Source organism: Pseudomonas sp. SDO524_S393, from assembly GCF_054071875.1.
This window is the reverse complement of sequence record NZ_JBSVVZ010000071.1, coordinates 1-24,887: the sequence shown is the minus strand read 5'-3', so window position 1 is coordinate 24,887 and position 24,887 is coordinate 1. Positions and strand designations below refer to the sequence as shown.

Annotated in this window: 23 protein-coding genes and 1 pseudogene; 17 read left to right on the top strand and 7 right to left on the bottom strand. The window is 62.2% G+C overall.

All coding sequences use genetic code 11. The features are described 5' to 3' along the window. Positions 1 to 43 precede the first annotated feature (43 nt). From cobO to ACW9IB_RS24625, 13 genes and pseudogenes are all read left to right on the top strand, one after another. A complete protein-coding gene (gene cobO / locus ACW9IB_RS24685) occupies positions 44 to 655 on the top strand; it encodes a cob(I)yrinic acid a,c-diamide adenosyltransferase (protein ID WP_010208674.1) in 612 nt (203 codons plus the stop codon). Next, positions 652 to 2,022, top strand: a complete 1,371-nt coding sequence (locus ACW9IB_RS24680; protein ID WP_457415852.1) for a cobyrinate a,c-diamide synthase — start codon at positions 652 to 654, stop codon at positions 2,020 to 2,022. Before cobO ends, ACW9IB_RS24680 begins: the two co-directional genes overlap by 4 nt. Continuing rightward, positions 2,019 to 2,669, top strand: a complete 651-nt coding sequence (gene bluB / locus ACW9IB_RS24675; RefSeq protein WP_457366119.1) for a 5,6-dimethylbenzimidazole synthase — start codon at positions 2,019 to 2,021, stop codon at positions 2,667 to 2,669. The genes ACW9IB_RS24680 and bluB overlap by 4 nt, the downstream gene beginning before the upstream one ends. Beyond that, positions 2,666 to 3,574, top strand: a complete 909-nt coding sequence (gene cbiB / locus ACW9IB_RS24670; protein ID WP_457415851.1) for an adenosylcobinamide-phosphate synthase CbiB — start codon at positions 2,666 to 2,668, stop codon at positions 3,572 to 3,574. Before bluB ends, cbiB begins: the two co-directional genes overlap by 4 nt. Beyond that, positions 3,567 to 4,556: a threonine-phosphate decarboxylase CobD gene (cobD, locus tag ACW9IB_RS24665; RefSeq protein WP_457415850.1), complete on the top strand. Its 990-nt coding sequence runs from the start codon at positions 3,567 to 3,569 to the stop codon at positions 4,554 to 4,556. The genes cbiB and cobD overlap by 8 nt, the downstream gene beginning before the upstream one ends. Continuing rightward, positions 4,553 to 6,011: pseudogene (locus ACW9IB_RS24660) on the top strand (cobyric acid synthase); the annotation flags it as partial. The gene cobD and the pseudogene ACW9IB_RS24660, both read left to right, overlap by 4 nt. Continuing rightward, positions 6,007 to 6,528 (top strand): bifunctional adenosylcobinamide kinase/adenosylcobinamide-phosphate guanylyltransferase, encoded by a 522-nt coding sequence (gene cobU, locus ACW9IB_RS24655; protein WP_457415849.1) that lies wholly within the window; start codon positions 6,007 to 6,009, stop codon positions 6,526 to 6,528. The pseudogene ACW9IB_RS24660 and the gene cobU, both read left to right, overlap by 5 nt. Then, positions 6,525 to 7,580, top strand: a complete 1,056-nt coding sequence (cobT, locus tag ACW9IB_RS24650; protein ID WP_457366115.1) for a nicotinate-nucleotide--dimethylbenzimidazole phosphoribosyltransferase — start codon at positions 6,525 to 6,527, stop codon at positions 7,578 to 7,580. Before cobU ends, cobT begins: the two co-directional genes overlap by 4 nt. Continuing rightward, a complete protein-coding gene (gene cobC / locus ACW9IB_RS24645) occupies positions 7,577 to 8,152 on the top strand; it encodes an alpha-ribazole phosphatase family protein (RefSeq protein WP_457415848.1) in 576 nt (191 codons plus the stop codon). Before cobT ends, cobC begins: the two co-directional genes overlap by 4 nt. Before the next feature lie 2 nt (positions 8,153 to 8,154). Further along, positions 8,155 to 8,883, top strand: a complete 729-nt coding sequence (locus tag ACW9IB_RS24640; RefSeq protein ID WP_457415847.1) for an adenosylcobinamide-GDP ribazoletransferase — start codon at positions 8,155 to 8,157, stop codon at positions 8,881 to 8,883. A 42-nt stretch (positions 8,884 to 8,925) separates the two neighbouring features. Then, a complete protein-coding gene (locus ACW9IB_RS24635; protein ID WP_457366112.1) occupies positions 8,926 to 9,330 on the top strand; it encodes a MarR family winged helix-turn-helix transcriptional regulator in 405 nt (134 codons plus the stop codon). Between the two features lie 54 nt (positions 9,331 to 9,384). Continuing rightward, entirely contained in the window at positions 9,385 to 10,593 is a 1,209-nt protein-coding gene (locus ACW9IB_RS24630) for an MFS transporter (protein WP_457415846.1), read from the top strand. 149 nt (positions 10,594 to 10,742) lie between these two features. Continuing rightward, on the top strand, positions 10,743 to 11,291 hold the full coding sequence (locus tag ACW9IB_RS24625) for a glutathione peroxidase (RefSeq protein ID WP_457415845.1): 549 nt from the start codon (positions 10,743 to 10,745) through the stop codon (positions 11,289 to 11,291). Positions 11,292 to 11,356: 65 nt separating this feature from the next. Here the strand turns inward: ACW9IB_RS24625 and ACW9IB_RS24620 are convergent, their stop codons facing one another. From ACW9IB_RS24620 to ACW9IB_RS24605, 4 genes are all read right to left on the bottom strand, one after another. Beyond that, positions 11,357 to 12,643, bottom strand: coding sequence for an OmpP1/FadL family transporter (locus ACW9IB_RS24620; protein WP_457366109.1), 1,287 nt, complete (start codon positions 12,641 to 12,643; stop codon positions 11,357 to 11,359). 147 nt (positions 12,644 to 12,790) lie between these two features. Next, the gene (locus tag ACW9IB_RS24615; RefSeq protein WP_457366108.1) at positions 12,791 to 13,273 is read right to left on the bottom strand and encodes a hypothetical protein; all 483 of its coding nucleotides are present in this window, start codon (positions 13,271 to 13,273) and stop codon (positions 12,791 to 12,793) included. A 279-nt stretch (positions 13,274 to 13,552) separates the two neighbouring features. Next, on the bottom strand, positions 13,553 to 13,777 hold the full coding sequence (locus tag ACW9IB_RS24610; RefSeq protein WP_071482924.1) for a hypothetical protein: 225 nt from the start codon (positions 13,775 to 13,777) through the stop codon (positions 13,553 to 13,555). 441 nt (positions 13,778 to 14,218) lie between these two features. Next, a complete protein-coding gene (locus tag ACW9IB_RS24605) occupies positions 14,219 to 14,524 on the bottom strand; it encodes a hypothetical protein (protein ID WP_457366107.1) in 306 nt (101 codons plus the stop codon). Positions 14,525 to 14,982: 458 nt separating this feature from the next. On the opposite strand from ACW9IB_RS24605, the gene ACW9IB_RS24600 reads away from it, so the two are divergent. Both ACW9IB_RS24600 and rmuC read left to right on the top strand, forming a co-directional pair. After that, entirely contained in the window at positions 14,983 to 15,306 is a 324-nt protein-coding gene (locus tag ACW9IB_RS24600) for a sel1 repeat family protein (protein WP_457415844.1), read from the top strand. A gap of 175 nt (positions 15,307 to 15,481) precedes the next feature. After that, a complete protein-coding gene (gene rmuC, locus ACW9IB_RS24595; protein ID WP_457415856.1) occupies positions 15,482 to 16,846 on the top strand; it encodes a DNA recombination protein RmuC in 1,365 nt (454 codons plus the stop codon). A gap of 302 nt (positions 16,847 to 17,148) precedes the next feature. Here the strand turns inward: rmuC and ACW9IB_RS24590 are convergent, their stop codons facing one another. The 3 genes from ACW9IB_RS24590 to ACW9IB_RS24580 form a co-directional block, all read right to left on the bottom strand. After that, positions 17,149 to 20,619 carry a hybrid sensor histidine kinase/response regulator gene (locus ACW9IB_RS24590; RefSeq protein ID WP_457415843.1) on the bottom strand — a complete coding sequence of 1,157 codons (3,471 nt, stop codon included), beginning with the start codon at positions 20,617 to 20,619 and terminating at the stop codon, positions 17,149 to 17,151. 216 nt (positions 20,620 to 20,835) lie between these two features. Continuing rightward, positions 20,836 to 21,225: a YbaN family protein gene (locus ACW9IB_RS24585; protein ID WP_457415842.1), complete on the bottom strand. Its 390-nt coding sequence runs from the start codon at positions 21,223 to 21,225 to the stop codon at positions 20,836 to 20,838. Between the two features lie 20 nt (positions 21,226 to 21,245). Then, the gene (locus tag ACW9IB_RS24580) at positions 21,246 to 21,833 is read right to left on the bottom strand and encodes a UPF0149 family protein (RefSeq protein ID WP_457366103.1); all 588 of its coding nucleotides are present in this window, start codon (positions 21,831 to 21,833) and stop codon (positions 21,246 to 21,248) included. 276 nt (positions 21,834 to 22,109) lie between these two features. Between ACW9IB_RS24580 and recQ the strand changes: the two genes are divergently transcribed. Next, positions 22,110 to 24,236, top strand: coding sequence for a DNA helicase RecQ (gene recQ, locus ACW9IB_RS24575; RefSeq protein ID WP_457366102.1), 2,127 nt, complete (start codon positions 22,110 to 22,112; stop codon positions 24,234 to 24,236). 121 nt (positions 24,237 to 24,357) lie between these two features. Continuing rightward, on the top strand, positions 24,358 to 24,792 hold the full coding sequence (locus ACW9IB_RS24570; RefSeq protein WP_457366101.1) for a MarR family transcriptional regulator: 435 nt from the start codon (positions 24,358 to 24,360) through the stop codon (positions 24,790 to 24,792). Positions 24,793 to 24,887 lie beyond the last annotated feature (95 nt).

Here is a 24,887-nt window from a genome sequence, read left to right as displayed (position 1 = left end):
TTTCCTGCCCGCCGTTTTTGTCCAGCCCCAACGGAGAGCTGCCATGACTGATTCCCCCGACCGCGACGAGCGCCACCTGGCGCGCATGCTGCGTAAAAAAGCCGTGATCGACGAGCGCATCGCCAATTCCCCGAACGAGTGCGGTTTGCTGCTGGTGTTGACCGGCAATGGCAAAGGCAAGAGCAGTTCGGCATTCGGCATGCTGGCCCGCGCCATGGGCCACGGCATGCAGTGCGGTGTGGTGCAGTTCATCAAGGGGCGTAACAGCACGGGCGAAGAGCTGTTCTTCCGGCGCTTTCCGGAGCAGGTGCGTTTCCATGTGATGGGCGAAGGCTTTACCTGGGAGACCCAGGACCGCCAGCGCGACATCGCCGCCGCCGAAGCCGCCTGGGCGGTGTCCCGCGAGCTGCTGCAAGATCCTTCCATTGGCCTGGTGGTGCTGGACGAGCTGAACATCGCCCTCAAGCACGGTTATCTCGATCTCGATCAGGTGCTCAGCGACCTGCAAGCCCGCCCGCCCATGCAGCACGTGGTGGTGACGGGTCGTGGTGCCAAGCCCGAATTGATCGAGATGGGCGACACCGTCACAGAAATGGGCATGCTCAAGCACGCGTTCCAGGCCGGTATCAAGGCACAGAAGGGCGTCGAACTTTGAATCAAACCCGTCATTGCCCGGCCGTCCTGATCGCCGCACCGGCGTCCGGCCAGGGCAAAACCACCGTCACCGCCGCGCTGGCCCGTTTGCACCGCAACCTGGGGCGCAAGGTGCGTGTGTTCAAATGCGGCCCGGACTTCCTCGACCCGATGATCCACGAGCGCGCCAGCGGTGCGCCGGTGTATCAATTGGACATGTGGATGGTGGGCGAGCAGGAAAGTCGTCGCCTGTTGTGGGAAGCGGCCGGGGAGGCCGACCTGATCCTGATCGAAGGCGTGATGGGCCTGTTCGACGGCACGCCATCCAGCGCCGACCTTGCGCGGCACTTCGGCGTGCCGGTGCTCGGCGTGATCGACGGCACGGCCATGGCCCAGACCTTCGGCGCATTGGCCCTGGGCCTGGCGCGCTACCAGCCGGACTTGCCGTTCGCCGGTGTGTTGGCCAACCGCGTCGGTACCCTGCGCCATGCGCAGTTGCTCGAAGGCAGCCTCACCGAAGGCCTGCGTTGGTATGGCGCGCTGTCCCGCGAGACCGGTATCGAATTGCCCAGTCGCCACTTGGGCCTGGTGCAAGCCAGCGAATTGAATGACCTGGACCTGCGCCTGGACGCCGCCGCCGAGGCGCTGGGCAGCAGTTGCGAAGTCGCGTTGCCGCCGCCGGTGGCCTTTGCCGCGCCGTCTGTGACCGAGATCGAGCCTTTGCTGGACGGTGTGCGTATCGCCGTGGCGCGCGACGAAGCCTTTGCTTTCACTTACGGCGCCAGCCTCGACCTGTTGCGGGCGATGGGCGCCGAGTTGCGCTTTTTCTCGCCGATCCATGATCGCCAATTGCCTGATGCCGACAGCCTCTATCTGCCGGGCGGTTACCCGGAGCTGCATCACCAGGCGCTGTCGGAAAATACGCCGATGCTCGACGCCATCCGCGCCCATCATGCCGCCGGCAAACCCTTGCTCGCCGAATGTGGCGGCATGCTCTACCTGCTGGACTCGCTGACCGATGTCGACGGCAATCATGTCGAACTGGTCGGCCTGTTGCAGGGTGATGCGGTGATGCAGAAGAAACTCGCGGCCCTGGCGCTGCAAAATGTCGAATTGCCCGAAGGCACGTTGCGCGGCCACACCTATCACCATTCCCTGACCACCACCGAGTGGCAGCCCATTGCCCGCGGCCTGAGCCCCAATGGCGGGCGCGGTGCCGAAGCGGTCTATCGGCAGGGACGGATGACGGCGTCTTACGTGCACTTTTACTTTCCGTCGAATCCGGTGGCGGTTGCCGCTTTGTTTGCGCCGGATCTTGGGCACGCTTGCCCCTCGACAGCACTCACCGATCCATGTGTGGGAGCGGGCTTGCCCGCGAAGAGGCCATGACTGACAACGCCTTTCCCCAGGCCGACCGCGACGCCATCTACCGCGCCATCGCCGAACGCCGCGACATGCGCCACTTCAGCGGCGGCACCGTGGCCCCTGAATTGCTGCAGCGTTTGCTCCAGGCCGCGCACCAGGCACCCAGCGTCGGCCTGATGCAGCCCTGGCGCTTTATCCGCATCAGCGACCGCCAATTGCGTGGGCGGATCCAACAACTGGTGGAAGAAGAGCGCGTACGCACCGCCGAAGCCCTGGGCGAGCGCTCCGATGACTTCATGAAGCTCAAGGTCGAAGGCATTCACGACTGTGCCGAAGTACTGGTGGCGGCGCTGATGGACGATCGCGAACGCCATATCTTTGGCCGAAGAACCTTGCCGGAAATGGATTTGGCATCGCTGTCCTGCGCGATCCAGAACCTGTGGCTGGCCGCTCGCGCCGAAGGCCTCGGGATGGGCTGGGTGTCGTTGTTCGAGCCTCAGGCCCTGGCGGACCTGCTCGGCTTGCCCGCCGGCGCGAAACCCTTGGCGGTGTTGTGCCTGGGGCCGGTGGACGGGTTCTACCCGGCACCGATGTTGCAGCTTGAAGGCTGGACCGAGCCTCGGCCATTGAGTGACATGCTGTACGAGAATACGTGGGGAGTGAGTCAATGAGTGTGGCCTTGCTATGTGTCGCCGCAGTCGCGCTGGACGCGCTGCTGGGTGAACCGAAGCGCTGGCATCCGCTGGTGGCGTTCGGCAATTTCGCCGGGCGGGTCGAACAACGTTTCAACGCCGGCGGCCGGGGCTGGCGCAGTCACGGCGTGACGGCGTGGTTTATCGCCGTAGTACCGCTGACCCTGCTGGCGACGGCCTTGTCGTGGGCGCCTTATATTGGCTGGGTGCTGGAGATACTGGCGTTGTACTGCGCCCTCGGCATGCGCAGCCTCGGCGAGCATGTGACGCCGGTGGCCCAGGCCCTGCGCGCCGATGATCTGGAGCAGGCGCGTACCCGCGTGAGTTACTTGGTGAGTCGCCAGACCAGCGAGCTGGACCGCACCGAAGTGGCCCGCGCGGCCACCGAGTCGGTGCTGGAAAACGGCAGCGACGCGGTGTTCGCCGCGATTTTCTGGTTTGTGGTCGCCGGCGTGCCGGGTGTGGTGCTCTACCGCTTGAGCAACACCCTCGATGCCATGTGGGGCTATCGCAATGCACGCTTCGAGCGTTTCGGCTGGGCAGCGGCAAAAATCGATGATGTGCTGAACTACATTCCGGCTCGGTTGGTGGCATTGACCTACGCCGTACTCGGCAAAACCCGACTGGCCTTGAAGTGCTGGCGCACCCAGGGACCGACCTGGGACAGCCCCAACGCCGGCCCGGTCATGGCCGCCGGCGCCGGCGCCCTGGGCGTTGAGCTGGGCGGCGCGGCGATCTACCACGGCGAGGTGCACCAGCGTCCGCCATTGGGTGAAGGCCCGCCGGCGGATGCCGATTCCATCGACCGGGGCTGGCAACTGGTGCAGCGCGGCGTATGGTTGTGGCTGCTGATCCTGTGCGCGGGGGCGCAATTCTATGCTTGAACACGGTGGCCGGTTGCGCAAGGCGTCCATTCAGTACGGCATTGCCGAGGCTGACTGGCTCGATCTGTCCAGTGGCTTGGCGCCCTGGCCCTGGCCCATCCCCGAGATCCCGTTGCGGGCCTGGGCGCGTCTGCCGGAAACCGACGACGGCCTGGAGCAGGCCGCCAGCGCCTATTACGGCGCTGCGCACCTGTTGCCGGTGCCGGGTTCGCAGGCGGCCATCCAGTTGCTGCCGCGCCTGCGCCGCGCGGGCAAGGTTGGCGTGCTGTCACCCTGTTATGCCGAACACGCCGAGGCGTGGCGTCGTGCCGGTTATGTGGTGCGCGAAGTGCAGGAACAGGAAGTCGACTTCTTCCTCGATGGCCTCGACGTACTGGTAGTGGTCAACCCCAATAACCCCACCGGCTTGAGCCTCGGCCCGCAACGCTTGCTGGACTGGCATGCGCGCCTGGCCCAGCGCGGTGGCTGGCTGGTGGTGGACGAAGCCTTCATGGACGTTACTCCGCAATTGAGCCTGGCAGGCCAAGCGCATCAGGTGGGGCTGATTGTGTTGCGCTCGTTTGGCAAGTTTTTCGGTTTGGCCGGTGTGCGCCTGGGGTTTGTGCTGGCGGAGCGCAAGTTGCTCAGGCTGCTGGCCGAGCAGGTCGGGCCCTGGGCGGTCAGTGGGCCGACACGGGTACTGGGCCAGGTGTGCCTGCGTGATACCGCCGGGCAGGTGCGTCAGCGAAGCCGTTGCACCGAAGCTGGCGAGCGTTTGTTCGCACTGCTTGAACACCACGGTTTTCAGCCCCAGGGTGGCTGCGCGCTGTTCCAGTGGCTGATCACGCCGCACGCCGACCGCATGCATGAATTCATGGCCCAGCGCGGCATCCTGCTGCGCCTGTTTTCCCACGACAGCAGCCTGCGTTTCGGCTTGCCCGGCACCGAGGCGGATTGGCTGCGCCTCGATGCGGCGCTGACGGCATACAAGGACGCCACATGAGTACGTTGATGGTGCAGGGCACCACCTCCGATGCCGGTAAAAGCACCCTCGTGACTGCACTGTGCCGCTGGCTGGTGCGCCAGGGCGTTTCGGTCGCGCCTTTCAAACCGCAGAACATGGCGCTCAACAGCGCCGTGACCGCCGAAGGCGGCGAGATTGGCCGTGCCCAGGCCGTGCAGGCCCAGGCGGCCAACCTGGCGCCGCATACCGATATGAACCCGGTGCTGCTCAAGCCCAACAGCGACACCGGCTCCCAGGTCATCATTCATGGCCGTGCCGTGACCAGCATGAACGCCGTGGCCTATCACGATTACAAGGCCATCGCGATGCAGGCGGTGCTGGCGTCCCACGCGCGTTTGAGCGCCGCCTACCCGGTGGTGATGGTGGAGGGCGCAGGCTCGCCGGCAGAGATCAATCTGCGCGCCAACGACATCGCCAACATGGGCTTCGCCGAGGCGGTGGATTGCCCGGTGCTGCTGATCGCCGATATCAACCGCGGCGGCGTGTTCGCCCATCTGGTGGGCACCCTGGAATTGCTTTCGCCCACCGAGCAGGCGCGGGTCAAAGGCTTCATCATCAACCGGTTTCGCGGTGACATCGCCTTGCTCCAACCGGGCCTGGACTGGCTGGAGGCGCGTACCGGCAAGCCGGTGGTCGGTGTCCTGCCCTACGTGATGGACCTGCACCTGGAAGCTGAAGACGGCATCGACCGGCGCCAGATCGACAAGGCCGCCCAGGTGCTCAAGGTGGTGGTGCCGGTCTTGCCGCGCATCAGCAATCACACTGACTTCGACCCCTTGCGCCTGCATCCCCAGGTGGATTTGCAATTTGTCGGGCCGGGCCAGCCGATTCCACCCGCCGACTTGATCATCCTGCCCGGCTCGAAAAGCGTGCGCAGCGACCTGGCGTATCTACGCGCCAACGGTTGGGATGGCGCCGTGGCGCGGCACTTGCGCTACGGCGGCAAGGTGCTGGGTATTTGCGGCGGTTTGCAGATGCTCGGCGAACAGGTGCATGACCCGTTGGGCCTGGAAGGGCCGCCCGGGTCCAGCGAGGGCCTTGGCTGGCTGGCGTTCAGCACCACGCTGGAGCAAGAGAAGCAACTGCGCAATGTGCGTGGGCGCCTGGTGCTGGAAGAGGCCGACGTCAGCGGCTACGAGATTCACGCGGGTGTGACCACCGGCGAGGCCTTGTCGAACGCGGCGGTGCGGCTGGATGACGGTCGCAGCGACGGCGCTCGAAGTGCCGATGGGCAGATCCTCGGCACCTACCTGCACGGCCTTTTCGAAACCCCGGCCGCGTGCAGTGCGCTGCTGCGCTGGGCCGGTCTGCAGCAGGTACAAGAGGTGGATTATCACGCCTTGCGCGAGCGCGATATCGAGCGTTTGGCCGATCTGGTGGAACACCACCTGGACACCGATTTATTGCGCCGCTTGTGTGGAGTCTCCCCATGCGCCAACTGATCCTCGGCGGCGCCCGTTCCGGCAAGAGCCGCCTTGCGGAAAAACTCGCCAGTGACAGCGGTTTGCCCGTCATCTACATCGCCACCAGCCAGCCGCTGGACGGCGAGATGAGCGCGCGCGTGGCGTTGCATCGCGAGCGTCGTCCGCAGGCCTGGGGGCTGGTCGAAGAACCTGTCGAATTGGCCCGAGTGCTGCGGGACAACGCGGCGCCCGAGCGTTGCCTGTTGGTGGATTGCCTGACGTTGTGGCTGACCAACCTGCTGATGCTCGACGACCCGCAACGCCTAGCGCTCGAACGCGAAGCCTTGCTGGACAGCTTGGCGACCTTGCCGGGGAACATCATTTTTGTCAGCAACGAGACCGGTCTGGGTGTCGTGCCGCTGGGCGAATTGACTCGCCGCTATGTGGATGAAGCCGGTTGGCTGCATCAAGCCTTGGCCGAGCGGTGTCAGCGTGTGGTGCTGACCGTTGCCGGCCTGCCCCTGACTTTGAAAGGTACTGCGTTATGAACGACACCTGGTGGCTCAACCCCTGCAAGGCTACTGACGCTTCGGCGTACGAGGCTGCGCTGGAACGCCAGCAGCAACTGACCAAACCGGCCGGCTCCCTGGGCCAGCTGGAAGCATTGGCGGTGCAATTGGCCGGCTTGCAGGGGCGGGTCAAACCATCGGTGGACCAAGCCTGGATTGCCATCTTTGCCGGAGACCACGGCGTGGTGGCCGAAGGGGTTTCGGCATTTCCCCAGGAAGTGACCGGGCAGATGCTGCTCAACTTTGTCAGCGGCGGCGCGGCCATCAGCGTATTGGCGCGGCAGTTGGGCGCGCGTCTGGAGGTGATCGACCTGGGCACCGTCACACCGGCGTTGGACCTGCCCGGCGTGCGTCACCTGAACCTGGGCGCGGGCACCGCCAATTTCGTCAATGGCCCGGCCATGACTGATGGTCAAGGGCAGTTGGCGTTGCATGCCGGGCGTGACAGTGCGCGTCGTGCCCTGGCCAGCGGTGCGCAATTGTTTATCGGCGGTGAAATGGGCATCGGCAACACCACTGCGGCGAGTGCGCTGGCCTGTGCCTTGCTGGACTGCCAGGTGAGTGATCTGACCGGCCCGGGCACGGGGCTGAGTGCCCAGGGTGTGAGCCACAAGGTAGCGGTGATCGAGCGTGCGTTGGCGTTGCACGCCGGGCAGCGTGAGGATGTGTTGCGAACCCTGTTCAACCTGGGTGGTTTTGAAATCGCCGCCCTGGTGGGCGCTTATCTGGGCTGCGCCCAGGAGGGTATCGTGGCGCTGGTAGATGGGTTCATTTGCAGCGTCGCGGCCCTGGTTGCCACGCGCCTGAACCCGGCGTGCCGTGAGTGGTTGGTGTTTGGCCATCAGGGCGCCGAGCCAGGGCATCGCCATGTGCTGCAAAGCCTTGACGCGCAACCGCTGCTGGAACTGGGCCTGCGCCTGGGCGAGGGCAGTGGTGCGGCGCTGGCGGTGCCGGTATTGCGCCTGGCCTGCGCGTTGCACGGGCAGATGGCGACATTCGCCGAAGCCGCCGTGGCAGACCGCCCGGCATGACCTTGCACCTGGACCTGCTGCGCCACGGCGAAACCGAGCTGGGTGGCGGCCTGCGCGGTAGCCTGGACGATGCGCTCACCGCCAGGGGCTGGGAACAGATGCGCGCAGCCGTGGTGAACCAGGGCCCATGGGACCGACTGGTCAGCTCTCCGCTGCAACGTTGCGCACGTTTTGCCGAGGAACTGGGTGAGCGCCTTGCGCTGCCGGTCAGTCTGGACAAAGACCTGCAAGAACTGCATTTCGGCGCTTGGGAAGGGCAGAGCGCGGCGGCGTTGATGGAAACTGACGCCGAAGCACTGGGCCTGTTCTGGGCGGATCCCTACAGCTTCACACCGCCTGACGGTGAACCCGTGAGCGAGTTTTCCCGACGGGTGATGGGCGCCGTGTCGCGTTTGCATCAGGCCTATGCCGGCCAGCGCGTGCTGCTGATCAGCCATGGCGGTGTGATGCGTTTGCTCCTGGCCCAGGCGAGGAGTTTGCCCCGCGAGCAGTTATTGAATGTCGAGGTTGGCCATGGCGGGCTGTTCAGTATGCAGGTCCTGGCCGATGGCGTTTTGAAGGAAGGGCGCTGAGCATGTTGCCGTTCTGGATTGCTTTGCAGTTTCTCAGCAGCCTGCCGATTCGCCTGCCGGGCATGCCGCAGCCGCAGGAACTGGGGCGTTCGTTGTTGTTTTATCCGGTGGTGGGCTTGCTCTTCGGCGTGCTGCTATGGGGCCTGAATGGGCTGTTGATGGGCGCGCCGTTGTTGTTGCACGCCGCGCTGCTGCTCACCGCCTGGGTGTTGCTCAGTGGCGGTTTGCACCTGGATGGCCTGGCGGACAGCGCCGATGCCTGGCTGGGCGGTTTCGGCGACCGTGAGCGCACCCTCAGCATCATGAAAGACCCGCGCAGCGGGCCGATTGCGGTGGTCACCCTGGGTCTGGTGTTGCTGCTCAAGTTCACGGCACTGGTGGCCTTGATCGAGCAGCGCAATGGCGCCGCGCTGATCCTGGCCCCCTTGATCGGGCGCGCATCCCTGCTGGCGCTGTTTCTTACGACTCGCTATGTGCGGGCGGGAGGACTGGGTCAGGCATTGTCGGATCATTTACCGAGAGTCGTCGGCCAACAGGTGCTGATCCTCAGCGGTCTGGCGTGCATCCTCATCGGCGGCTTCAGCGGCGGGGTCGCCGTGCTGCTGGCTGCGCTGGCTTTTATGGGGCTGCGCCAATTGATGGTCAATCGCCTCGGCGGCACCACCGGCGACACCGCCGGAGCCCTGTTGGAGTTACTGGAAATGGTGGTGATGGTCGGTCTGGTGTTGTAACAGTTTCTTGCATTTCCTTAATCCCGGGTATATACACGCTCCATGCTTGCCTCCCAATGTTTATGTACCAACCTGCGTCGCGCCGCCCGTGGCGTCAGCAGGCATTACGACGGCGCTCTCGACGGCTTCGGGATCAACGTCGCCCAGTATTCTTTGCTGTGCAATCTGCAGCGCCTGGATCAACCGAGCATTTCCAGCCTGGCCGACGCCATGGGCCTGGATCGCAGCACCCTGGGGCGCAACCTGCGGGTGCTGGAAGGCGAGGGCCTGGTGCAGTTGGTGGAGGGGGATGACTTGCGCAATCGCCTGGTTGTGTTGACTGAAACCGGCACGCAGCGATTGGCTGCGGCGTTGCCGGCCTGGGAAGCGGCACAGCAGAAATTGATCGATCGACTCGGCGCGGAAAAACGCGAAACCCTGTTGGCCTTGCTGGATGAACTCGCCTGACGGCGGGTTTTTCCGATTACAAGCGGGTATATACCCGCGAACGGAGAACAAGAAATGACCTCGATGTGGCGCACCAGTGGATGGGTTCTGTTAGGGAGTGCGCTGATCCTGGCGCTGTCATTGGGCGTACGCCATGGTTTTGGCTTGTTCCTGGCGCCGATGAGTGCCGAATTCGGCTGGGGTCGTGAGACGTTTGCCTTCGCCATCGCCCTGCAGAACCTGATCTGGGGCCTGGCGCAACCCTTCACTGGCGCCCTGGCGGACCGCTTCGGCGCCACCAAGGCCGTGTTTGTCGGCGGCGTGCTTTATGCGGCGGGTCTGGTGCTGATGGGCATGTCCGATTCGGCGTGGTCGCTGTCGCTCAGTGCGGGACTGTTGATTGGTATTGGCCTGTCCGGCACCTCGTTCTCGGTCATCCTCGGCGTGGTGGGCCGTGCCGTGGCCCCGGAAAAACGCAGCATGGCCATGGGGATCGCCAGCGCCGCAGGCTCTTTTGGGCAGTTCGCCATGGTGCCGGGCACCCTCGGATTGATCAGCTGGCTGGGGTGGTCGGCGGCGCTGCTGACGCTGGGCATGATGGTGGCGCTGATCCTGCCGTTGGTCGCCATGCTCAAGGATCGCCCCTTGCCGGTTGCGGTGGGCCAGCAAAGCCTGCGCGACGCCTTGCGCGAGGCGTGCTCCCATTCCGGGTTCTGGCTGTTGGCGTTCGGTTTCTTCGTTTGTGGTTTCCAGGTGGTGTTCATCGGCGTGCACCTGCCGGCGTACCTGGTGGATCAGCATTTGCCCGCAACCGTGGGCACCACGGTGCTGGCCTTGATCGGTCTGTTCAACGTATTCGGCACCTACACCGCAGGCTGGCTCGGTGGACGCATGTCCAAGCCGCGCTTGCTCACCGGTTTGTACCTGCTGCGAGCGCTGGTGATCGTGCTGTTTCTGTGGGCGCCGGTGACCGAGGTTACGGCCTATTTGTTCGGTATGGCGATGGGCTTTTTGTGGCTGTCCACGGTGCCGCTGACCAACGGCACGGTCGCCACCCTGTTTGGTGTGCGAAACCTTTCCATGCTCGGCGGGATTGTGTTCCTGTTTCATCAGTTGGGTTCGTTCCTCGGCGGCTGGTTGGGCGGTGTGGTCTATGATCGAACCGGCAACTACGATTTGATCTGGCACGTCGCGATCCTCTTGAGCCTGCTCGCGGCGGCCCTGAACTGGCCGGTGCGCGAGCGTCCGGTGGCGCGTTTGCAGGCGCAGATGGAGGCGGCATGAGCATCGCGATACGGGGGCTGGTCTTGGTTGCGGGAGTGGTTCTGTTGTTGCTGGCCTGGTGGGGCTGGCAGCATGGTGGTCTGGCGTTGATGCAACTGGGTATGTCGATCTGTTAAGTTCAAGGGCCTGATCTTTTCAAGGACTCCACCATGCAGATGCGCTGGCTTGTTGTACCTGTGCTGATGGCCATTGGCAGCGCCGTGATGGCTGCCAGTTGTCCGCCGTTGCTGGAAGGCCAATTGCCCAAGTTGCGGGCCAAGGAATCCATCGACCTGTGCCAGCGTTTTGCGGGCAAACCGTTGGTGATCGTCAATACCGCCAGCTTCTGCGGGTTCGCGCCGCAATTCAAAGGCCTCGAAGCCTTGTACCAACGCTATAAGGGCGATGGCCTGGAAGTGATCGGCGTGCCATCCGACGACTTCAAGCAAGAAGCCAAGACCGGCGAGGAGACCGCCAAGGTCTGCTACGTGAATTACGGCGTGACCTTCACCATGACCGAACCGCAGAAGGTCAAGGGGCCGGATGCGGTGCACCTGTTCAAGGTGCTGGCGCAGCAGACCAGCGCGCCGAAGTGGAATTTCTACAAGTATGTGGTCGATCGCCAGGGCAAGGTGATCGCCAATTTCTCCAGCCTGACCAAGCCGGACAGTCCGGATCTGATCAAGGCGGTGGAAGAGGCGCTGGCGTCCAGGCCCTGATCATCGGTCATTAAAAAGCCCCGCCTCCTTTGCAGGAGAGCGGGGCTTTTTTACACCGATCCGAATCAGAAGGTGTAGGTCATGCCCAGGCCGAAACCGTTGGCACTGTTTTCGTACTTGGCGTTGTAGCTGGCCGTCGATGGTGCCTTGGCGGTGCGGTGAACCTTGACGTCTTCTTCCTGCAGGTAGGAGTAAGCCAGGTCGATGGTCATGTTATCCATGACTTTGTAGCCCAGGCCCACGCTGAAGATCGTGCGGTCGCCCGTCGGGATACGCGGCGAACGGTCGGTGTTGTTGGCGGGCGACTGGTCGAACGTCAGGCCGGTACGCAGCACCACTTGCTTGGTCAGTTGGTACGAGGTACCCACGGCGTATGCCCAGGTGTCGTGCCAGTTCTGTTCTTCGGAGATGCTGGCGATCTGCAGTGGAGCCAATCCGCCGCCGGTTGCGGCAGTGACACCTTCGTTGTTGACGGTAATGTCTTTCAGGCGGCTCCAACGGGTCCAGGTGGCACCGCCGTAGAGTTTCCATGCGTCGGTCAGGTCTTGCGTCACCGACAGGTCGTAGGACTCTGGCGTTTCGATTTTCAGCGAGGCGTCGTACCGGTTGTTGCGCAGGAACGGCTGGGTGGCGGCCGGTCCGCTGACGGTGGTGTGACCTTCGAGCTTGTAGTTGACCTTCGAGTGGTAGGTCAGGCCGATGCGGGTGGTATCGGTCGCCTGGACCAGCACGCCGACGTTGAAGCCCAGGGCGGTATCGTCACCCTTGATTTTCACGTTGGTGTCGGCAACGGCCGGGTTCAGGGTGGCATCCGATTCCAGCACGCCGGAAATTCGGTTGAAGGTCGGGCCGAAGCCGATGGACACCTTGTCGTTGAAGGCGTAGCTGACCGTTGGCTGGAAGGTGATGACCTTCACTTCGCTCTTGCTGCCAAAGCCACGGCCCTGGAAGTTGTTTTCGTAGTCGGTCACCAAACCGAACGGTGCATAGACGCCAAAGCCGATCGCCCATTGCTCGTTGAGTTTATTGGTGTAGAAGCCGAAAGGAACCGCGGTGAAGGGCACCATATCGCCTTTGTTGGTACCGCGAGAGTTGCCGCTCACGTCGCTGATATCGGTCGACGCATCAATGGCAGCGACACCGCCCGTGATTTGTTGGCCTTCCAGGCGAGCCATACCGGCAGGGTTACCGTAAACAGTGCTTGCATCATCGGCAGAGGAAGAGCGACCTGCGAAACCCGTACCCATCCCGCTGACGCTCTGTTCGTTCAGTGCGAAACCGCTTGCGAACAGGTGGGAGGATGCCATGGCAACGGCGAGGCTAAGTGTGGTCTTGAGCATTACTTTTTTCATTATTAGAAACTCCTTGGTGATCACCGCTGCGGAAAGTAACAATAAATTTAAGATCGCGCTATAGGCTGTAATGCAGGAGATAGAGCGGTTTTGTAGGACAATCCGACCAAATTCAGGGTTTTTTGGCGAATCTTGCAAATTGCCCGGTCAGCAGGCCACGTGATTCAGGGGTGAGACACAGGTGTGCCAGGCGCGGGTAAAATCGCGAAGCCGTCCCTGGGGGTGAAATATTTCTTTCCATAGGCGCGCCATGGCCAATACATCTCCGGGTGGGGGCAGTGCAGGGGTGTGTTGTTCGACCAGCAGCCAGGCGATGGCGGTGGCGTAACGCAGGTTGACGGTCAATTCGAGCTGGGGAGCGCCGAGGAAGGCGTGTTGGCTGGCCAGCCCGCGGACAAGGCTGGCGCGTTCGGGGTCCAGCGCCAGGTAGTTGTCCCATAAGGCGCGGTGGCGCGGTTCGGTGATGCTGTACAGACCGTGGCCACGGCGATCGTGCAGGGCGGACCCCAGTTCCGACTGGCTGGCTGCGATGCCCAGCAGCAGGGATTCGGCGGTCGGATGATGGCGGCCCAGGTAAGTCAGTGTTGGCCGGATCACATAACGACACAATTCGCTGGCAGCGATACCCATACAAGCCTCAATCCGTGAAAGTGGTCGACGAAGCCTGAGAGGAGGGGCTTGGCAGCAGTCAATCGGATCTCAGGCTCGCCGGAAGCGGATCATGCCGCTTGACTTGAAGTGTAGTGTCATATTTGTGATGTAAAGGACTGTTTTTAAAACATCTTCTTCATTTAGTTATAACGTTTATATCTATTTGAACTTAGTGCAAACGCTCAATCGTTGAATTTCGGGCAATAAAAAACCCTGCTTTTCAGGCAGGGTTTTTTGTATTTCAGCGACGCAGGTCGATCAGGCAGTGAGGGCCTGACGGGTACGTTCGATCACGGCCTGCAGCGGTTCGGCGCTGGAGTACTGATCGGGGTACAGGCGTTCGCTGTGACGGGCGATGCCGTGTTCGTTGACCAGCGTGAAGCTGAAACAGCCTTTGCGGGCCGCCATGATCAGGCAGTTCATTGGAGCAAAAGCGTTAGTGAGGGTGCGAATGGCATCCTGAGTATGGATTTGAGTCGACATGTTATGGGTGTTCCTACAAATGACACGGAATAGAACCGTGCAACGTTAAAACGTTCCAGTAACGTTGATCACCATTGATCAAACGAAGAACCCGACTGGAACAAAGCAGCCAGTGTGAAGCGCTATCAAGTTGGCGCGCTTGGGCTGGCAGGTAGGTACTTAGGAGGGCAGGCAACACAACAGGGGCAAAGGTTCTGGGCCCGGGGTGAAGATCCTGATCAATTTGCAGGTTGGTTCGGTCAGAGTATACGCATCTCGCGAAAACCCTTTGCTTGTTCAAAGGTGTCGTTGTCGCGAGGGATACCTGGAAACCATCGAGGTGGTCGATCCCGTGTGGTGAGGGGAATGTTTCGACCATAATTGATTTTCAGCTTGGTACTAACGGCGCGGATACTAACGGATTGAGGTGATGAAAGAAAGGGGTGTGCTCAAAAAAATCAATCAGCCACCCAACAGGCCCCGATAGACCAGAACGGTGACAGCCGCCGCCATCGAGCAACCCAGGCCATAGGCTGCCAGGGTCAGACGCAGGGATTGGCCAGCCTCGACCACCTTCATGACGTCGCCCATGTCATTGATTCGGCCTTCACCCAGTTCGATGCTCAGGCTCACGGCCGTGAAGGCTGCCGACAACAGGATCGCGATGGCAAACAACGCGCCGTCCGGAGAGGGGAGTGCTGCGTTGATACCCAGGGATATCGCGCAAATGGCCAACAACAGCACGGCAAACAGCAGCATTCCTTTCATCGTTCCGACCGGCCTGCGAGGGGAGGTGCAGCAGTGTGGCGAGCCGGATCGGATTTGAAAAGTCCCTGGGTTTGGCCTCGCGGTAACATTCCGGGACGGAAGCGAATCAAAAAACACCCCCGATATAACCAACGGATGTGTACTTGTGCACATTAGTTGCGGCAGGTGTAACCGTTATGTCAAGTCCTGCCGAGCGCAGCCATTTGCCTGTGATAGAAATTTAAGTCAATGAAAAATCTCGCTTTTTTTTATTGGTGAAAAAATCGTCAGTTTGACTGCGGCCCCCGTTCCATGGGCCTTTGCGCGAGTTCAAGGGGGGTTGTCCACTGAGTTATCCACAGCTTCTGTGGATTGTCCCGAGCGCTTGCTCTAGAACGGGCGTGCAGCGTTTTTTCAGCTTTACCTGTACGAAAAAAAGAGTAGAGTGGCGCGCCTTTCGTTCTGTCCCACAGTGCTTTATGAAGTTTCGCTCAGTATCACCTTCTGTTACCGACGCCTCCCAAACTGTTACCGCACCCAAGCGCTTTTCATTGAAAGTGGCCTTGTGGTTGCTCGACAGCCCGCGCCTGGGCCATAACGCCAACGTCAAACATTTCGCCGGGCGCCTGCTCAAGCAGCCGGCCCGTGACGGTGTGGTGGCTGCGCAAAGCCGCTTGGGCCAATTGTTATGCCGTGAGTGCGGCAATGCCCGCGACCGTCGTATCGGCCACGATCTGCTGCGCATGGCCGCCCGTGCCGGCGACCGCCGCGCCCAGCGTGAACTGGGCCAGGTCGAAGACTGAGCTGTCGTCCCGCCTTGCGCTCCGCTAACCTTGCTCTTTTTCGGTAACGGCAGAAATGGCTATGGCTTTTGACTGGACCAGTATCGCCTTGGGGCTTGCTGGCGCCGCGGTGCCTTTGTTGGCCCTGAGCTGGCAGCTTCAGCGGCGATTGACCGCGCGCACGACCGGTTGGGAACTGCTCGAGGAACGCCTTGCCACTGCACAACTGGCTCAGGAAGGGCTAGCCGCCCAACTGGATGCCAGTCGCGATGAAATCAGCGACCTGAGCCAGGCCAATGCCGCCAAACAAGCCGATCTGGCGGCGCTGAGGCGTGAAGTCGAGCTGTTGCAGATCGACCGCGACAATGCGCGTGACGCAGCCCATGCCTGGAACCTCGACCGCAGTGCCAAGGAAACCGAACTGCGCCGGCTGGATGCGCTGTCGGCGGCCTTGCGCGCTGAGCTGCGTGAACAACAGGACAGCCATCAGCAGCGCCTTGCCGACCTGCAAGGTTCGCGGGATGAACTGCGTGCCCAGTTCGCGGAGCTGGCCGGCAAGATCTTCGACGAGCGCGAACAACGCTTTGCCGAAACCAGTCAGGAACGCCTGGGCCAGTTGCTTGACCCGTTGAAAGAGCGCATTCAGTCCTTTGAAAAACGCGTGGAAGAAAGCTACCAGAACGAAGCCCGCGAGCGTTTTTCCTTGGCCAAGGAGCTTGAGCGCCTACAGCAACTCAACCTGCGCCTGTCGGACGAGGCCACCAACCTCACCCGTGCCCTCAAAGGCCAGAAAACCCAGGGCAACTGGGGGGAGTTGATCCTTGAGCGCGTGCTGGAGCACGCAGGCCTGGAAAAAGGCCGCGAGTACCAGACCCAAGTCAGCCTTAAAGGCCCGGATGGCGAGCGCTTCCAGCCGGACGTGCTGATCCTTTTGCCGGGGGACAAACAGGTGGTGGTGGACTCCAAGGTCAGCCTGACGGCTTACCAGCAGTTCGTGGCGGCGGAGGATGAGCTGATCGGTCAGGCGGCGCTGAAGCAGCATGTGCTGTCGCTGCGCAATCACGTCAAAGGTTTGGCCGGCAAGGATTACAAGCGCCTGGAGGGCTTGCACAGCCTGGATTTCGTGTTGTTGTTCGTGCCTATCGAGGCGGCTTTTTCGGCGGCGTTGCAGGCCGAGCCGACCCTGTTTCAGGAGGCCTTTGATCGCCATATCGTGATTGTCAGCCCCACCACCTTACTGGCCACGTTGCGGGTGATCGACAGTCTGTGGAAGCAGGAGCGCCAGAGTCAGAACGCCCGGGAGATCGCCGAGCGCGCCGGTTGGCTCTACGACAAGTTCGTGCTGTTTATCCAGGATCTGGACGAAGTGGGCAACCGTTTGCAGCAGTTGGACAAAGCTTACAGCGCAGCGCGAAACAAGCTGACAGATGGGCGCGGAAACCTGGTCAGCCGCACCGAGCAATTACGTCTGCTCGGCGCCCGCGCCAGTAAAAGCCTGCCGGCCGATTTGCTGGAGCGAGCCATGACCGATGCCGATGGCGTGGCCCATCTGCCTGAATAAAGTGCGGTCGACTCGGAAGCAACTGTCTTGCCTGCTGCCCAAAACATCTGCATGACCTGACCCACCGCCTTCGCAGCCTCGCCGGGGCTCGACAACTCCCACAGGGGGCTTGTGGTGTCTGGAAAGCCTCTGCCAGCAGGGCCATCGCGTCGGGCACTATCTCGCCAACAATAGACATCCAATGTGGGAGCTGGCTTGCCTGCGAAGACGGCGGCATGGCCGACACAGATGCCGCCTGCCTCACCGCTTTCGCAGCCTCGCCGGGGCTCGACAGTTTCTCGCAAGGGATGAGCGCGGTTCTGCTACAACGGCAGATGCCGACTCAACAGCGCACGCAAGGCCGCCGGTTTCACCGGTTTGGCCAGATAATCCAACCCCGCCGCGTGCACCTCGGCCACCATTTCCGGGCGACCGTCGGCGCTGATCACCACGCCAGGGATCGGCTCTGCCAACTGCGCCCGTAGCCAGCCCATCAGTTCGGTGCCGGTTTCGCCATGGTCCAGGTGGTAGTCCACCAACGCCAGTTGCGGGCGTACGCCCTCGGCCAGCAAGGCTGCGCATTGTGCCTGGTCCGTGGCGGTCCACACCTCGCAACCCCAGCGCGTCAGCAGGCTGCGCATGCCGATCAGGATGCTGTCTTCGTTGTCCACGCACAGCACCTGGGCTCCGCTCAAGGGCAGGCCGTTCTCCTGCAGGGTTTTGGCCGGTGCGCTCGCCTGGTTGCGCGCCAGTGGCACCCGCACGCTGAATACACTGCCTTTGCCCGGCCATGAACGCACGCTCAGGCGATGGCCCAGCACGCGGCACAAACCGTCGGCGATCGCGAGGCCCAGGCCCAGGCCTTTTTCGGCGCGGGTCTGGTGACTGTCCAGGCGTTTGAATTCTTCGAAGATCACCTTTTGTTTGTCCTGCGGGATGCCAGGGCCACGGTCCCAGACCTCCAGGCACAGCTCACCTTTGCGCCGACGTACGCCGAGTAGCACGGGGCCGTCGGCATAGCGGAACGCGTTGGTCAGAAAGTTCTGCAAAATCCGTCGCAGCAGCTTGATGTCACTGTCCACGCGCAAACGGCTGCCGCGCAGACGGAAGCGCAAGCCTTGTTCCTGGGCCAATGCCTTGAACTCGGCACCGAGGGTATCGAACAGCTCGTTGAGCACAAAGGGTTGGCGCTGCGGGTTGATCTTGCCGTTTTCCAGGCGCGAGATATCCAGCAGGTCGCTGATCAGGTCTTCGGCAGAACGCAGCGAACTGTCCAGGTGCTGCACCAGTTGTCGGGCCTCGCTCGACAAGCCGTCGTGCTGGTGGGAGAGCGCGGCGGAGAACAATCGTGCAGCGTTCAGCGGCTGCATCAGGTCATGGCTGACCGCTGCAAGAAAGCGCGTCTTCGATTGACTGGCGGATTCGGCAACGCCCTTGGCGTCGGTGAGCGCCACATTGAGTTGCGACAGTTCATGGGTGCGTTCGGCCACCCGCTGTTCCAGACCCTCGTTGGCCTCGGTCAGGGCCTGCTCGGCTTCGCGGAATGCGGTGATGTCGGTAAAACTCATGACGAAGCCGCCGCCGGGCATCGGGTTGCCGATCAGCTCGATCACCCGTCCATTGGGGAACAGCCGTTCGGAGGTATGCGCGCGACCCTGGCGCATCCAGTGCAGGCGGCGCGCCACATGCACTTCGGCTTCGCCTGGCCCGCACAGGCCGCGCTCGGCGTTGTAGCGAATGATGTCGGCGATCGGCCGGCCTACGCTGATCAGCCCGTCGGGGTAATTGAACAGCTCCAGATAGCGACGGTTCCAGGCCACCAGCTTGAGGGACTGGTCCACCACGCTGATGCCCTGGGTAATATTCTCGATCGCGCCCTGCAACAAGGCCCGGTTGAACTGCAGCACTTCAGACGCCTCATCGGCGATACGTACTACGTCTTCGAGCTGCATTTCCCGCCCTTCGATGGCCGCTTTCACCACCGCACGGGTCGACGAGGCGCCGAGCACGCCGGCCAGCAGTCGCTCGGTATGGGCGATCCACTCGTTGTCGGCATTCTGGTTGGGGTTGAAGCCCTTGCCTTGGCGATAGGCGAAGCGGATGAAGCTCTGCTGGGCGCGTTCCTCGCCGACGAAGCGCGCCGCGAGGCTGAGCAGGTCGCTGATCTGCACCGACAGCATGGACCGTGCACCGGCCCGCTGCCTGATTTCCTGGCCAATGAAACGCCCGGCCTGCCAGTGCTCGGAGACGCGCGTGCGTGACAGCATCGACACCCACACGAACAGCGTGAAGTTACCGGCCAGGGACAGCACCGTGCCCAGGGTCAAGGAGGTCACGGACAAGCCGAAAGGATGTGAATGCAGCCACGTCAGGCCGGGGAAAAGACTGAGGGACCAGCCCAGGCTTTTCGCGGTCACCGGCAGTACCAGGGTGTAGAACCACAGGAAAGTACCGGCCGCGAGTCCTGCGAATACGCCACGCCGGTTGGCCTGCTTCCAATACAGCGCGCCGAGCATGGCCGGCGCCAGTTGGGTGACGGCGGCGAAGGCGATCTGGCCGATGGTCGCCAGGCTCGCGGTGGAGCCCAGCAGGCGATAACTCACATACGCCAGCAACAGGATGATCACGATGCTGACCCGGCGCACCGACAGCATCCAGTGCCGGAACACTTCGAACGGCCGCTCGGCGCTGGAGCGGCGCAACAGCCACGGCAGCAACATGTCGTTGGACACCATGGTCGACAGCGCGATGCTGGCCACGATCACCATGCCGGTTGCCGCCGACGCGCCGCCGATGAACGCCAGCACGGCGAGGGCCGGATGGGCTTTGCCCAGGGGTAGGCTGATTACGTAGGAATCGGGCAGAACGGAGCCGGGCAGCATCATCTTGCCGCCGAGGGCGATGGGGATCACGAACAGCGCCGCGAGCACCAGGTACGCCGGAAACACCCATTTGGCCAGGCGCAGGTCCTGGGGGTCGATGTTCTCCACGACGGTTACGTGAAACTGCCTGGGCAAGCAGATGATCGCCATCATGGCGACGCCGGTCTGTACCACCATCGAGGGCCAGTTGATGGTCTCTTTCCAGTACTCCTCCAAGCGTGGCGCGAGGATCGCCTGGCTGATCAGGTCGCCGAAACCGTCATACAGGCCGTAGGTCACAAACGCGCCGACGGCAAGAAAAGCGAATAGCTTGACCAGCGACTCAAACGCAATCGCCAGCACCATGCCCCGGTGGTGCTCGGTGGCATCGAGGTTGCGCGTACCGAACACAATGGTGAACAGCGCCAGGGCCAGTGACACGATCAATGCCGTGTCCTGGGCCCGGGTGCCGGTGGTTTCCGGGCCGGAGCCGATCAGCAGGTTCACGCCCAGCACGATGCCTTTGAGTTGCAGGGCGATGTAGGGCAACACGCCCACCAGGCAGATCAGCGCCACCACCACCGCCAGGGATTGGGACTTGCCGTAACGCGCGGCGATGAAGTCGGCAATGGACGTGATGTTTTCCTGCTTGCTGATCAGGATCATCTTCTGCAGCACCCAGGGCGCCAGCACCAGCAAGATCACCGGTCCCAGGTAGATCGGTAAAAACGCCCACAGCTGTTCTGCCGCCTGGCCTACGGCGCCAAAGAATGTCCAACTGGTGCAGTACACGGCGAGCGACAGGCTGTATACCCACGCGCGCATGCGTGGCGGCAAAGGCGCACGGCGGCGGTCACCGTAAAAGGCGATGGCAAACATAATGGCCATATAGGCCAGGGCAACGGCGGCGATCAGCCCGCTGGACAACGTCATGGTAACTCCGAGCGTAAGAACACCCGGGCATTCCGGGCCCGGTTGGACAGTCTCGCATGATGCCGGGGCTTAGTCAGTGTCGACCAAGGTCGTGTGCAGTGTGTGGGAGCCGGGCTTGCCCGCGATAGCGTCACCGCGGTTTCATTGTTACACCGCGGTGATGCTATCGCAGGCAAGCCAGCTCCCACACAAGCCAGCCGCTGCAAAAGCCGGTTCCTAGGGTTTGCGGGGCGGCAGGGTTTTCTGGCGCAGAATGTAGATTGTCACCAGCACCGCACTCGTGAGCATGAAACCTCGGGCCCAGGGTAGCGACACCAGATAGCAGGAAAAACCGATGCTCAGCCACATCAAACCGATGGCGTAGACCTTGCCTTTAAGCGGAATGCCATTACCGTCCAGGTAGTCACGGATCCACGGGCCCAGGCGCGGGTGTTCCACCAGCCACTGGTAGAAACGCGGGGAGCTTCGGGCGAAGCAGGCGGCGGCGAGTAACAGGAAGGGGGTGGTGGGCAGGACCGGCAGGAAGATACCGATCACTCCCAACGCTACGCTGAGCCAGCCGACGGCCAGCAGTGCGTAGCGCAGGAGCAGCGAGCGATTGCCCATGGGTGTCACGGGCAAGCGGCTCAGTGGTGACGGGGCTTGAGGATCGCCGGTTTTTCGTCAGGGGCGTTGCACAGCAGGTACAGGGCAGTCAGGGCTTCCGGGATCTGCACGATCATGTCGTCCATCAGGTTGGCATCGGCGGCAATGTCGGAGAATTCCGGCTGGTCGTCGAACAGACCCGAACCGACCATGATCGGCAGCAGCATTTCGCTGACTTCTTCCTCGGCGGTTTCAAACCAGGCGGCTTCGCGCAGGAACACGCCTTCCATGAAACCGATGCACCAGCCGCGCAGTTCGGAGTCGTCCGGCTCATCGCCCAGGTCCAGCTCGCAGGGCAGCTCGAACTCTTCGTCGGAAGCCAGCTGGCGACCGATGTGGGCCTTGAGGGCCAGCAGGGTGCTTTCGATTTCTTCGCGCTGCGCAGCGTCGGTGTAGTGAGGCTCTTCGGCGAACAGCGCATCGATCCATTCGCGGTCAGGTACGGTCTCGGCGCAAATCGAAAGGGCGGTCAGGTAGCCGTGGGCGGCCACGTAGTCCAGCGCCTCGTCATGCAGCTCATCGGCGTCGAGGAAGGCTTGCAGGCGGGTTAGTTGCTCAGCGAAGGACATTGAAGGACTACCTTGGGGAATAAACGATGCTGAATTCTAGGCTTTCTTGCGCGCCCAGGCCAGCTGCAAGGCATATTTGCCAGGTTTTGGATCACGACGTCTATTCGTCAGCGGCGCCCTGTGGCGGATGACGCTCGGGTATACTGCCGCGTTTTGTGATGCCCCGGCAGGCCGAGCGCCACCCCGAGAAAACTTCGCTTACGGATTATTTCCCGTGACGCGGTGTTTTTTCGGCCAGCCTGCACAGAGGGATTTCGGCACTATTTGGAGTTATACATGCTCGAGCAGGCTCAACGCGTCCTCAAGGACATCTTCGGCTACGACAGTTTTCGTGGCCGCCAGGGTGCGATCATTGAGCGCGTGGCCAGTGGCGGCGACGCCCTGGTGCTGATGCCTACCGGCGGCGGCAAGTCGTTGTGCTTCCAGGTGCCGGCGCTGTTGCGCAATGGCCTGGCCGTGGTGGTGTCACCGCTGATCGCGCTGATGGACGACCAGGTTGCCACCCTCGAAGAACTGGGTGTTGCCGCGGCTTCGTTGAACTCCACCCTCAGCCCCGAGCAGCAACGGGACCTGGCCGCGCGCATCAAGCGCGGTGAAGTGAAAATGCTCTACCTGGCCCCCGAGCGCCTGGTGCAGCCACGCATGCTGGCTTTTTTGCAGGGGCTGGAAATCGCCCTGTTCGCCATCGACGAAGCCCACTGCGTTTCGCAATGGGGCCACGATTTCCGCCGCGAATACCTGCAACTCGGGCAACTTGCGGAGCTGTTCCCCGATGTCCCGCGCATCGCCCTGACCGCCACGGCCGACAAGCGTACCCGTGAGGAAATCGTCGAGCGCCTGCACTTGCAGAACGCCGAGCGCTTCCTGTCGAGCTTCGACCGGCCAAACATTTTTTACCGTATCGTGCCCAAGGAGCAGCCGCGCAAACAGTTGCTGGCGTTTCTCTCCGAGCGGCGCAGCGATGCGGGCATCGTCTATTGCCTGTCGCGCAAGAAGGTCGATGAGGTGGCTGCATTTCTCTGCGAGCAGGGCTATCCGGCGCTGCCGTATCACGCCGGTTTGCCGAACGATCTACGGGCCTACCACCAGAAGCGCTTCCTCAATGAGGAGGGTCTGATCATGGTGGCGACCATCGCGTTCGGTATGGGTATCGACAAGTCCAACGTGCGCTTCGTGGCCCACATGGACCTGCCCAAATCCCTCGAGGCTTACTACCAGGAAACCGGACGTGCCGGTCGTGATGGCCTGCCCGCAGACGCCTGGATGGTCTATGGCCTGCAGGATGTGGTGATGCTCAAGCAGATGCTGCAGAACTCCGAAGGCGACGAGCGTCACAAGCGCCTGGAGCAGCACAAGCTCGACGCCATGCTCTCGTTGTGCGAGGAAACCCGCTGCCGGCGCCAGACCTTGCTGGCGTATTTCGACGAAGACATGCCCGAGCCCTGCGGCCATTGCGATAACTGCATCGATGGCGTGCAGACCTGGGACGCCACCGAGCCGGCGCGTCAGGGACTGTCGGCGATCTACCGCACCGGCCAGCGTTACGGCGTGGGGCATCTGGTGGATGTGTTGCTGGGCAAGGATAACGAAAAGGTACGCAGCTTCGGCCACGAAAAACTCTCGGTCTTCGGTGTCGGCAAGGCCCGTGCCGAGGGCGAGTGGCGCTCGTTGTTCCGCCAGATGGTCGCGCGCGGGCTGGTGGACATCGACATCGAAGGGTTTGGCGGCCTGCGCCTGAACGACAGCTGCCGGCCATTGCTCAAGGGGGAGGTGAGCCTGGAGCTGCGTCGCGACCTCAAGCCGCAAACCACCGCCAAGAGCAGCACCAGCCAGGCCAGCCAGTTGGTCAGGGGAGAAGAACGCGAACAGTGGGAAGCCCTGCGCACCCTGCGGCGCAAGCTGGCCCAGGAACACAGTGTGCCGCCATACGTCATCTTTCCCGACTCCACCTTGTTGGAGATGCTGCGCGAGCAGCCCACGACCATGGCCGAGATGGCGCGGGTCAGCGGCGTGGGCGCGCGCAAGCTGGAGCGTTATGGCCAGGCATTCCTCGAGGTGCTCGGCGGCCAGGCCGAAGCGCCCCGGGAAGTCGCCGATATTCGTCACGAACTGATCAGTTTGGCGCGTGCCGGCATGACGCCTATCCAGATCGCCGGCCAGTTGCAATGTTCGGAAAAAAACGTCTACACCTTGCTCGCCGAATCGATTGGCAAGCAGCAGTTGTCGTTGGAGCAGGCCCTTGATCTGCCAGAGGATTTGCTCGGTGAAATTCAGGACGCCTTTCTGGACGGAGAGGGCGAATTGCCACCTGTCGCGGAGATCCTGCCGCTGTTTACCGGACGTGTTCCGGAGGGTGTCTTGTACTGTGTGCGGGCCGCTTTGCAGTCTGAATTCGAAATTTAATGTGCCAATTACGACAATGTAACGAATCAGTACATACCGAAGCTTGCCTATGGGCATGGCTCATGCTTAGCTGACTAATAATTAGCCACACTTTATTTTCAGTCTAAATCATGAGTTTTTTATGCCGGTAACCGATCAACACCGTTTTGGCATGCAGTTGGCGCAAATGTCCCGAGGTTGGCGCGCCGAATTGGACCGCCGTCTGGCGGGGCTGGGCTTGTCACAGGCGCGCTGGCTGGTGCTGCTGCACCTGGCCCGTTTCGAAGAAGCCCCTACCCAGCGTGAGCTGGCGCAAAGCGTGGGGGTCGAGGGGCCGACCCTGGCCCGCCTGCTCGACAGCCTTGAAGGGCAGGGGCTGGTGCAACGCCAGGCTGTAGTCGAAGACCGCCGCGCCAAGCGCATCCTGCTGTGTGACACCGCCCGCCCGCTGATCGAACAGATCGAAACCATCGCCACGGCACTGCGTCATGAGCTGTTCGTAGGTGTGGACGAAGCCGATTTGAGCGTGTGCATGCGGGTGCATGGGCACATCCTGGCGAACCTGGAAAAGTCCTGAAGCAAACACCGGGCGGGCTTTCTGTGGTGAGCGGGCTTGCCCCGGTACAAACCGGAGACATCGTTTACATTTCTAACCGGGGACATGGTTTACAG

Bases quoted from the DNA above. Each gene is read 5' to 3' on its own strand.
- cobO (WP_010208674.1), top strand. From the start codon at position 44: ATGACTGATTCCCCCGACCGCGACGAGCGCCACCTGGCGCGCATGCTG.
- bluB (WP_457366119.1), top strand. From the start codon at position 2,019: ATGACTGACAACGCCTTTCCCCAGGCCGACCGCGACGCCATCTACCGC.
- cbiB (WP_457415851.1), top strand. From the start codon at position 2,666: ATGAGTGTGGCCTTGCTATGTGTCGCCGCAGTCGCGCTGGACGCGCTG.
- cobD (WP_457415850.1), top strand. From the start codon at position 3,567: ATGCTTGAACACGGTGGCCGGTTGCGCAAGGCGTCCATTCAGTACGGC.
- cobU (WP_457415849.1), top strand. From the start codon at position 6,007: ATGCGCCAACTGATCCTCGGCGGCGCCCGTTCCGGCAAGAGCCGCCTT.
- cobT (WP_457366115.1), top strand. From the start codon at position 6,525: ATGAACGACACCTGGTGGCTCAACCCCTGCAAGGCTACTGACGCTTCG.
- cobC (WP_457415848.1), top strand. From the start codon at position 7,577: ATGACCTTGCACCTGGACCTGCTGCGCCACGGCGAAACCGAGCTGGGT.
- ACW9IB_RS24640 (WP_457415847.1), top strand. From the start codon at position 8,155: ATGTTGCCGTTCTGGATTGCTTTGCAGTTTCTCAGCAGCCTGCCGATT.
- ACW9IB_RS24635 (WP_457366112.1), top strand. From the start codon at position 8,926: ATGCTTGCCTCCCAATGTTTATGTACCAACCTGCGTCGCGCCGCCCGT.
- ACW9IB_RS24630 (WP_457415846.1), top strand. From the start codon at position 9,385: ATGACCTCGATGTGGCGCACCAGTGGATGGGTTCTGTTAGGGAGTGCG.
- ACW9IB_RS24625 (WP_457415845.1), top strand. From the start codon at position 10,743: ATGCAGATGCGCTGGCTTGTTGTACCTGTGCTGATGGCCATTGGCAGC.
- ACW9IB_RS24620 (WP_457366109.1), bottom strand. From the start codon at position 12,643: ATGAAAAAAGTAATGCTCAAGACCACACTTAGCCTCGCCGTTGCCATG.
- ACW9IB_RS24615 (WP_457366108.1), bottom strand. From the start codon at position 13,273: ATGGGTATCGCTGCCAGCGAATTGTGTCGTTATGTGATCCGGCCAACA.
- ACW9IB_RS24610 (WP_071482924.1), bottom strand. From the start codon at position 13,777: ATGTCGACTCAAATCCATACTCAGGATGCCATTCGCACCCTCACTAAC.
- ACW9IB_RS24605 (WP_457366107.1), bottom strand. From the start codon at position 14,524: ATGAAAGGAATGCTGCTGTTTGCCGTGCTGTTGTTGGCCATTTGCGCG.
- ACW9IB_RS24600 (WP_457415844.1), top strand. From the start codon at position 14,983: ATGAAGTTTCGCTCAGTATCACCTTCTGTTACCGACGCCTCCCAAACT.
- ACW9IB_RS24590 (WP_457415843.1), bottom strand. From the start codon at position 20,619: ATGACGTTGTCCAGCGGGCTGATCGCCGCCGTTGCCCTGGCCTATATG.
- ACW9IB_RS24585 (WP_457415842.1), bottom strand. From the start codon at position 21,225: ATGGGCAATCGCTCGCTGCTCCTGCGCTACGCACTGCTGGCCGTCGGC.
- ACW9IB_RS24580 (WP_457366103.1), bottom strand. From the start codon at position 21,833: ATGTCCTTCGCTGAGCAACTAACCCGCCTGCAAGCCTTCCTCGACGCC.
- recQ (WP_457366102.1), top strand. From the start codon at position 22,110: ATGCTCGAGCAGGCTCAACGCGTCCTCAAGGACATCTTCGGCTACGAC.
- ACW9IB_RS24570 (WP_457366101.1), top strand. From the start codon at position 24,358: ATGCCGGTAACCGATCAACACCGTTTTGGCATGCAGTTGGCGCAAATG.